Genomic DNA, 9,023 nt, shown 5'->3' with positions numbered 1-9,023 from the left:
CCTACGGGCTAAAACCTTTTTTACGTTTCATTCAATCATTTTTTTAACGTATGAGTTTTAATGCCAGTTTCTTAATTCTTTTTCAATATTCAAATTCACCTTTAGCATGGTCATTGAGCATTCTCGAAGTGCAGAATCTTTCTATATCACTTCTTTTCTAAATCAAATTCACTTTTAACAACAAATTTATAGATTGTCATTGCTGAAGAGTCGAGATTACTGTAAATAAGAATTTTAAAGCCGACATACGATTTGCAGACGAGCTTCAATCCATTGAAACGAGCGTTAAAAAGATTAGTGAGCGATAGCGAATCGTTTAAGATTTTTAGTAAGTAAAATGAAGATTGAATGTCGAAAATCGCAGTCTTGAAGTTTTTGGTTTGTTTTTGGATCACATTTGGTGGTGTAGGAATCTTGGCTTTTATTGATTTATTTCTTATTCCGTCCAAAGTAAACTCACATAATTTATTACTTGCACATGAAATTGATCGAATTGAAAAGCGAGAAAAAGAAGAATCACATGCGCGTGATATGGCTATGCTAAGTGCTATTGCAAATAATTCTCAACAAAATTCTATTCAAAAAACAGAATAAGATTAGTTCTATAAAAAGTTACACAGAAAAAAAGCTCTTATCCAAGAGCTTTTTTGTTAAAGAAATGTTTTGGATAAAATAAACTATATCTCGCTAAGTTTTTTAAGTGAGGTTATTTTATTACACAATTAAGGATAGGTAACATGGTAATTTTTTCTAAAAATAGGTACGACTAAAAGTTGAATTTTCCACTTTAGAAGAACATTTAAAATTCATACTTCCAGAAATATATTTTATAGAAAGTATGATTGATAGCTTACAGACTTGTCCATTTTTTTTTCAGCAAACCTTCTAACTGCTCAATTTCTTCTTGATACATCGTTTTTTTACGTGTTCCGAAATAAAGCGTATTCTCAACAGGATTTTGACCTTCCCAAATAATTTTAATTTTATCTTTCGCTAAAGCATCCGAACAAAGGAAATCAGGAACGATGGAAAAACCTGTATTGTCACTTAAACAACGAATAATCGAACTGATATTGGGTACAATATAATTTGGACTAAAATCGGGATGTTCACCAAAATTTTTTGTCCAGAAATCTCGTAAATGATTCATATCAGCGGCAGTGCTGTACCATAATTGTTGTTTCAAAAGATCTACTGCTTCTTTTATTTTTCCTTTTTTTAGTAATTCTTCAACTTCCGAAGTGTCTGTTTTATTTCCTGCAATTAACACAATTCGTTCTTTCGAAAACGGCTCATACGAAATATTTTGTTGTGTTCCTTTTTGCGGTGTAATGATTAAATCCAACAATCCATTATCCAAATCACTTTGCATCTGCGGATATTCTCCGAACTTGATAATCAAATTAAAAGGCAACTCTGCAATATGCTCCTCCAATGTGTATTGAAAAGTCTCAAAACACATTCCCACACTTATCGTTACCCGTTCATCTTGCGCACGTTTATGGAAATGTTGTTCTCCATTTTCGAGTTTTTTTAGTGGGTCGATAATATAATTGTAAAATATTTTTCCTTTTTCAGTCGGAACCATTTTACGTGCCGAACGATCAAATAATTTTGATCCCGTATAGGCTTCCAATGAGTTTAAATGCAGACTGACACCAGGTTGAGAGATAAACAATTCTTGAGCCGCCGCCGATAAAGTTCCTGTTTCGTAAATCGCTTTAAATGTGCGCAACCATTCTAAATTCCAATGCATAATTTTTTGTTTTTAAACTTAATCGTAGGGTAAATCATTTGGATCGACATCAATATAATCAGGCTTTGGAAGCATCGCTAATCGAAAAGCTTGTATAGAAGTCCATCCTTCTAAATGCGCTTTTACAACACGATGCATACCATCCATCAATTTACCTTCTGGACAAATAATTATAGGATAAGCAAGATCAGCTTCTTGGATCAATTTTATATGTTCGGTAATTGATCGACAAGTAGGCGAATCACCTTCATCGCTGTACCAATAAGTTTCGTTATACTCTTTGATGTCTTTTAAAGCAATTGTTTCTGATTGAAGCTCTTGCGTTAACTGAATCAATCGATCCACATCCCAAGCGTAAAGTTGCTGATTTATTCGACGAAAATGATATTGTTTTCTCATTTATATAATTATTATGATACAAAGGTACAATTTAAATTATTTTTAAAATAAAAAAAAATGATAGAAATTTGCAGTATCAATAATTAAAATTATAATAATGAATAAAAGTTTATTAGCATTAGCTCTTGGTGGATTGGCAATAGGGGTAACAGAATTTACAATTATGGGAATGTTACCAGATGTAGCAAAATATTTTGATGTATCTATTCCCAAGGCTGGATATTTGATCACTTCTTATGCCTTAGGAGTTGTTATAGGAGCTCCTTTACTTATAGTTGGTATGAGAAAGTATTCATCAACAAAAATGCTTTTAGGTTTGATGTTGTTATTCACAATATTTAACGCTTTGTCAGTTATAGCACCTTCATTTGAATTTTTAATGCTTTCTAGATTTATTTCTGGTTTACCTCATGGTGCTTTCTTTGGTGTTGGTTCAGTAGTGGCAAGTAAATTAGCTCGAAAAGGAAAAGAAGCTCAAGCTGTAGCAACTATGTATTCAGGTTTAACGGTAGCGAATTTATTAGGGGTGCCTTTAGGGACCTACATAGGACATCACTTTTCTTGGCGATATACTTTTTTATTGATTGTAATTATTGGAATTCTTACTCTTGTTAGTTTAAAACTATGGATGCCTGAGGTAAAAATTAAAAAACAAGAAAACCAAAATAATCCATGGAGCGATTTTGTAATCTTTAAAGATAGTAAAGTATGGTTTATGATTTTAATTTTTTCTGTAGCCCCAGGAGCATTATTTGCATGGATCAGTTATATCGCTCCGTTAATGACACAAGTATCAGGTGTACAAGAGCAAAATATGCCTTATATTATGGTATTAGCGGGATTAGGCATGTTCGTTGGTAACTTAATTGGAGGAAAACTCACAGATCGATTCTCTGCATCTAAGATTGTAATGATTGTTCTTTTCTTACAAATTTTAACTATGGGAACTATTTATTTTACGGCTCAGATTACTTGGTTGTCTTTAGTGATGACATTTATAACAGGTGTTGTTTCTTTTGCCTTAATCCCGTCTTTAACTTTATTGTTATTAAAGTCAGTTAAGAGTAATTCGGAATTACTTGTTGCTTCTTTAGGACCAGCTTGCTTTAATATCGCAAATGCTTTAGGAGCTTATTTAGGAGGTGTTCCCATAGAAAAAGGATATGGATATACATCAGCTGAGATTGTAGCTATTGGTATGGTTATATTAGGCATAATCATATTTAGTATTTATATGAAAACAAATAAAAATAAAGTCCAATTAATATAAAAAAATAGAATGATGAAAATTAATATTTTTAAACCAGCAAAAATTGGTTCGTTAGAATTAAAAAACCGTATCGCAATGGCTCCAATGACAAGAGCTAGAAATAAGGACGGAATACCAAAACAATATAATGCTGAGTACTATAGTCAGCGCACTGGAGCAGGTTTGATTATAACGGAGGGAACTGCAATTTCAACTACAGCCTCTGGTGTACTTCATATTCCTGGATTATATACACCTGCTCAAGTACAAGGTTGGAAATTAGTTACTGAAGCAGTTCATGCTAAAGGAAGTAAAATCTTTACTCAACTATGGCATGTTGGACGTATATCACATGTTTCTAATCAACCAGATGGGCAGGCTCCAGTAGCTCCTTCCAATATTCAAGCTAGTAATTCTTCTGCTTGGGGATATGACGAGAATGGAAAAGAAGGATTTGTGACAGCTTCTAAACCAAGAGCTTTAGAAACTAAAGAGGTCTATCAAGTAGTTCTTGATTTTGCTAATGCAGCTAAAAATGCTATTGAAGCAGGTTTTGATGGTGTTGAACTTCACGGAGCTAATGGATATCTTATCGAACAGTTTTTAAATCCATATGTAAATAATAGAACTGATAGATACGGTGGAAGCATTGAGAATAGAAGTCGCTTTTTACTAGAGGCAATCGATGCAAGTATTGAAGCAATTGGCGCGGATAAAGTTGGTATTCGTTTAACTCCTTATGGAGGTTTACATGAATTACCTCATTATGATGAGATAGAGGAAACTTATGAGTATTTAGCCCAAGAATTAAGTAAAAGAAAAATTGCTTATATCCATATTATGGATCAAAAATCAAGAGGAAGTTTTGCTATTCCAGAAGGGTTTTTAGAGCGTTTTAGAGCATGGTATGATGGAATAATTATTTTGGCAGGTGGAATGGACCGAGAAAAATCAGAAAAATTAATCAATCAAGGTGTAATTGATATTGCAGGTTTTGGTGAACTATTTATCTCTAATCCTGATTTAGTTGAACGTTTAGAAAATAATTGGCCTTTAACTGAACCAAAAAGAGAATTGCACTATGGATTAACTATGGAAGGATATCTTGATTGGAAAACCTATAAACAGGAAAATAGCTTACTATAATTTAGTATAATATGAAAGTATCTATAAATTGATTAATATGGAGATCCTCACAAGGTTTTTAAGCAAATAGAAGTGTTAAAACCACAGGTTTTACCAGATCAAGTGCTAATCAAAGTAAAAGCTAGTGCTATAAATCCCATGTTGTGTTACAACTAGCAAAAATTTGTGAAACAGAGGTTCATGCAATGGTTTCAAGTGTAAACAAAGCAAAATTAGCAAGTAAATTAGGAGCAGATTATACCATTAATTATAAAAAAAAGCATATAAATCAGATTATTGATAAGTATACTAATGGGCAGGGATATGATGTTGTATTTGATAATGTTGGAGGAGAGAATCTATTCAATAGTTTTGCGCTTGCTAAGATAAATGGTTCGATTGTCTCTACTCTTACTAGAGATAAAAAGATTGATATTTCAATTTTACACCAAAAAGCATTAAACCTTCATTTTGTATATATGATTACTCTATTGATTTATTATAATCTGCAAGGAATCGATAAATTAAAAGAAATAATGAATCAGTTAACTATTTGGGTTGGACAATCAAAATTAAAACCACTTATTAATAAAGTATTTGATTTTGATCATGTAGCTGAAGCTCATCTTTACGCTCAAAGTGGTCAGGGTTCAGGAAAGACCATCGTAAGTATATCCGAATAATTAAATATATCAAACACAAAATTTAACCTTATAGTTAGTCAGTTTTTTTCTATTGAGTGAAATCCCTAAAGTATACGATTATGATAAAAATGGCATTGGTGGAAGAAAAACAATTGTTATAGCTGATAAACAAAAGAGTCGATAAATTAATCTATCACTATTCTGATAAAAATATATAATTTAAGTTATTTGTATAATATATAAATATGATAGAAATTTACACTATCAATAATTAAAATTATACAAATGAATATATTTATTATCAACGGAGCGCAAAACTTTGCCCATTCAGGTGGAGCTTTCAATAAAACATTAAATAATTGGACAACAGAATTTTTACAAGAAAAAGGTTTTGATTTTCGTGTTACAAATATAAATGATGAATTTGATGCTTTTGAAGAAGTAGAGAATTTTAAATGGGCAGATTTGATTATTTACCATTTTCCTATTTGGTGGTTTCAAGTTCCAAATCGCTTGAAATATTATATCGACGAAGTTTTTACGGCTGGACATGAAAATGGAATTTATAGAAATGATGGTCGTTCACGCAAAAATCCAGCAATTAATTACGGAACAGGTGGATTGATGCAAGGTAAAAAATATATGGTTAATACGACATGGAATGCGCCAGAAACGGCTTTTACTTTAGAAGGAGAATTTTTCGATCAAAAAACAGTTGATGAGGGTGTTTTATTTGGTTTCCACAAAATGAATCAGTTTGCAGGACTAAGTAGAATAAACGGTTTCCATTTCCACGACTTGGAAAAAAATGCAACTGAAGAACGTATCGAAAATTACCGTATAGCATATAGAGAACATTTAGAAAACATATTCATTAAAGAAAAAGAATTGGTATGATTTACCTAACAGCAGTTATTAAAGCAAAACCTGAATATCGCGAAGATGTAACAGTTGTTTTGCAGAATATGGTTACAGAAACCCGAAAAGAAGATGCTAATATTCAGTATGATTTGCATCAAGGTTCGCAGGACGAAAATACATTTGTTTTCTACGAAATTTGGAGAGTTCAACAGGGTTTAGATGAGCATAATCAACAGTCTTATATCTTAGAATTTGGCAAATTGGTTGTCGAAAAATTACAAGAAATACCACAAATTTATTTAACAAAAAAACTATAAAAAATGGAATACAGAAAATTAGGAAATACAGATTTAGAATTATCAGCAATCACTTACGGAGCCTTCGCTATCGGTGGAAATATGTGGGGTGGAAACGAGCAAAAAGATAGTATTGCATCGGTACAAGCTTCTATCGAAAATGGTGTAACAACTTTGGATACAGCGCCATTTTACGGTTTTGGATTGAGCGAAAAAATGATTGGTGAAGCTATAAAAGGTTATGATAGAACAAAAATTCAATTGTTAACAAAATTCGGTTTAGTTTGGGACGGAAGTAATAAGGGAAAAGGTGAATTTTTCTTTGATGCAGAAGAAAATGGAAAAGCAATTCCTGTTTATAAATATTCATCAAAAGAAAGTGTTATTAAAGAAGTAGAAGACAGTCTAAGACGTTTACAAACGGATTATATCGACTTATTGCAAATTCACTGGCCAGATACTACAACGCCAATTTCAGAAACGATGGAAGCCTTGGAAATTTTAATTCAACAAGGTAAAATTCGTGCTGCTGGTGTAAGTAATTACAGTGTGGATCAAGTAGAAGAAGCGCGTAAAACACTAAATAGCGCGAGTAATCAAGTTGGATATAGTATGCTGAACCGCGGAGTAGAGCAGGACTTAGTTCCTTATGCTTTGGATAATGATTTAGGAATTATTGTGTACAGCCCAATGGAAAGAGGTTTACTTACCGGAAAATACTTTAAAGATGGAAAACTGAAAGATAATGACCACAGAAATGGTTATTTCCAACAATTTGATTTAGATAAAGTAAAAACTTTCCTTGAAACAATTACTCCAATTGCAGCAGAAAAAGGAGCTACACTTTCACAATTAGTTTTACGTTGGACAAGTTTACAACCTGCTATTTCGATTGTTTTAGCTGGATCAAGAAATGCTGAACAAGCGATAGCCAATGCAAAAGCAATGGATATTACTATTTCTGCTGAAGAAATGAAATTCATCAATACAGAATTGGCGAAAATCTAAAAATAAGAAAATAGATGAAAACAAAACCTATAATCAAATTTGTAGCTATTGGTTACGCACAAGATAAAACTTTAATTGATCCGAAAGATACCAGTTGACAAACATCACCTTATGGAAAAGGAGACGAAATAGGTGCTGCAAATCTGATTACGCCCGAACTGGTTATGCAGTCGATTAAATTGGTAAAGCAAGGTTTACAATATTCAACCAGGAGAACAAGGTGGACAGACTTTAGGTTCTAATAAATTTAGTTTTAATGATGAATTGGTTAACGGTTGGACAGGTGTTGGATCACAGTTAAATGATATTGGACATATTGGAATTGATAATGTATATTACGATGGAAATAAAGCAACTGATTTTCACTTTTAACAATGAATTAAAAACCGTCATTGTTGAAGAGACAAGATTATTGTAAATAAGAGTACCAAAACCGACATACGATTTGCAGACGAGCTTCAATCCATTGAAACGAGCGTAAAAAAGATTAGTGAGCGATAGCGAGTCATTTAATATTTTTAGTGAGTAAAATGAAGATTGAACGTCGATAATCGCAGTCTTGACGTTTTGTAATCACATACTCTGTTAGCACAGACTTTGCATTAAGGTAAAAGTTTAAAAATGTACCTAAGCTCTACTAGAGCTTCTCCTTTTAATTTCAAATGTTTTTGTGTCAAGTTAAAAATGAACATAGTTAAGCATTTAGTGAGTAGTCGTTATTTCTCGTCTAAGTCTTCGATACTACGTTTTACAAACGTCACTCTGACTGACGATAATAAGAAGCTGAAATGAATTCAGCTTGAGAATTTGTAATTGAAATACAATTTGTTTGTTGTCATTCTGAGTTTATCTAAGAATCTCTTTCTTTCATTTTTTATTCATTTCCTGTTCATTTTAATTATTGGTATTCATATGCCTTACAGGGAAAAGAACAAAAAAGTAATCAATATTTCGGCAGGATCAGTACAAGCAAAGACTTGGCTGTAAACCTCACTACTAAAAATGTTCTCATTTCACTAAAGATTTTAAAAACCCTACGGCTAAAACCTTTTTTACGTTACATTCAACCATTTTCTTAACGTGATAGTTTTAATGCCGGTTTTTATTAAGTTTTACGTTCTACGCTTAACGCTTAACTCTTATTAATATTCAAATTCTTTTTAACCAATGAATTTTGTCATTCTGGGTTTGTCTCAGAATCGCATTCAATATGTCATTTCGAGGTATCGAGAAATCTTTTGTCACTTTTTTATTCATTGAATATCTATTTTAATTATCGGTATTCATATGTCCTTCGGGGAAGCTTATCCAAAAAAACATTTGAAATTAAAAGGAGGAGCCATGGTATGGCTCAGGTATTCCTTTTCTTTATTTTCATTTCTTCCTTTCATTTTTTATTCATTTCCTGTTTATTTTAATTATTGGTATTCATATGCCCTTCGGGGAAGAGCATCCAAAAAAACGAAACAAAAAAAGATGCCGACAGTAGTCTCTCAATGATTCAACTTACTAAATTATTTCCATAAAGTTGGTAACTCGCTCCACTCAAACACTCCAACTTTTTTATTTCAATAATTTAGAGTTGAATCGCATTTCGATTCTAAATCGTCGGATTTTTTTAATTCCTTTTTCAATATTCAACTCCATTTATAACAACGAGTTCTAAAACCGTCATTGCTGAAGAG

General features: G+C 32.2%; 9 protein-coding genes. 7 read left to right on the top strand and 2 right to left on the bottom strand.

The window, feature by feature from the left end:
- Nucleotides 1–348: 348 nt before the first annotated feature.
- Entirely contained in the window at nucleotides 349–594 is a 246-nt protein-coding gene (locus B4E59_RS07620; RefSeq protein WP_221856558.1) for a hypothetical protein, read from the top strand.
- Between the two features lie 256 nt (nucleotides 595–850).
- On the opposite strand, the gene B4E59_RS07615 is transcribed toward B4E59_RS07620, so the two are convergent.
- Nucleotides 851–1,756: a LysR family transcriptional regulator gene (locus tag B4E59_RS07615; RefSeq protein WP_291052348.1), complete on the bottom strand. Its 906-nt coding sequence runs from the start codon at nucleotides 1,754–1,756 to the stop codon at nucleotides 851–853.
- A gap of 18 nt (nucleotides 1,757–1,774) precedes the next feature.
- Complete coding sequence (locus B4E59_RS07610) at nucleotides 1,775–2,155, bottom strand: hypothetical protein (RefSeq protein WP_260509637.1); 381 nt, start codon at nucleotides 2,153–2,155, stop codon at nucleotides 1,775–1,777.
- 97 nt (nucleotides 2,156–2,252) lie between these two features.
- On the opposite strand from B4E59_RS07610, the gene B4E59_RS07605 reads away from it, so the two are divergent.
- The 6 genes from B4E59_RS07605 to B4E59_RS07580 all read left to right on the top strand — a co-directional run bounded on the left by B4E59_RS07605 (nucleotide 2,253) and on the right by B4E59_RS07580 (nucleotide 7,338).
- Entirely contained in the window at nucleotides 2,253–3,425 is a 1,173-nt protein-coding gene (locus B4E59_RS07605) for an MFS transporter (RefSeq protein WP_286496244.1), read from the top strand.
- Nucleotides 3,426–3,437: 12 nt separating this feature from the next.
- A complete protein-coding gene (locus B4E59_RS07600) occupies nucleotides 3,438–4,550 on the top strand; it encodes an alkene reductase (protein ID WP_291052345.1) in 1,113 nt (370 codons plus the stop codon).
- A gap of 143 nt (nucleotides 4,551–4,693) precedes the next feature.
- Nucleotides 4,694–5,212, top strand: coding sequence for a zinc-binding dehydrogenase (locus tag B4E59_RS07595; protein ID WP_286496246.1), 519 nt, complete (start codon nucleotides 4,694–4,696; stop codon nucleotides 5,210–5,212).
- 246 nt (nucleotides 5,213–5,458) lie between these two features.
- A complete protein-coding gene (locus B4E59_RS07590; protein WP_125350263.1) occupies nucleotides 5,459–6,070 on the top strand; it encodes an NAD(P)H-dependent oxidoreductase in 612 nt (203 codons plus the stop codon).
- A complete protein-coding gene (locus B4E59_RS07585) occupies nucleotides 6,067–6,351 on the top strand; it encodes a putative quinol monooxygenase (protein ID WP_291052342.1) in 285 nt (94 codons plus the stop codon). The genes B4E59_RS07590 and B4E59_RS07585 overlap by 4 nt, the downstream gene beginning before the upstream one ends.
- A 3-nt stretch (nucleotides 6,352–6,354) precedes the next feature.
- Entirely contained in the window at nucleotides 6,355–7,338 is a 984-nt protein-coding gene (locus B4E59_RS07580) for an aldo/keto reductase (protein WP_291052339.1), read from the top strand.
- The last annotated feature ends 1,685 nt before the right edge of the window (nucleotides 7,339–9,023 follow it).

The sequence above is a fragment of the Empedobacter sp. UBA2044 genome (genome assembly GCF_002333005.1).
GTDB classification, from domain to species: Bacteria; Bacteroidota; Bacteroidia; order Flavobacteriales; family Weeksellaceae; genus Empedobacter; species Empedobacter falsenii_B.
The sequence above is the reverse complement of the archived record's forward strand: the minus strand, read 5'-3'. Positions and strand labels throughout refer to the sequence as shown.

Excerpts from the sequence above, each read along its gene's own strand:
- B4E59_RS07620 (WP_221856558.1), top strand. The coding sequence starts at position 349 with ATGTCGAAAATCGCAGTCTTGAAGTTTTTGGTTTGTTTTTGGATCACA.
- B4E59_RS07615 (WP_291052348.1), bottom strand. The coding sequence starts at position 1,756 with ATGCATTGGAATTTAGAATGGTTGCGCACATTTAAAGCGATTTACGAA.
- B4E59_RS07610 (WP_260509637.1), bottom strand. The coding sequence starts at position 2,155 with ATGAGAAAACAATATCATTTTCGTCGAATAAATCAGCAACTTTACGCT.
- B4E59_RS07605 (WP_286496244.1), top strand. The coding sequence starts at position 2,253 with ATGAATAAAAGTTTATTAGCATTAGCTCTTGGTGGATTGGCAATAGGG.
- B4E59_RS07600 (WP_291052345.1), top strand. The coding sequence starts at position 3,438 with ATGAAAATTAATATTTTTAAACCAGCAAAAATTGGTTCGTTAGAATTA.
- B4E59_RS07590 (WP_125350263.1), top strand. The coding sequence starts at position 5,459 with ATGAATATATTTATTATCAACGGAGCGCAAAACTTTGCCCATTCAGGT.
- B4E59_RS07585 (WP_291052342.1), top strand. The coding sequence starts at position 6,067 with ATGATTTACCTAACAGCAGTTATTAAAGCAAAACCTGAATATCGCGAA.
- B4E59_RS07580 (WP_291052339.1), top strand. The coding sequence starts at position 6,355 with ATGGAATACAGAAAATTAGGAAATACAGATTTAGAATTATCAGCAATC.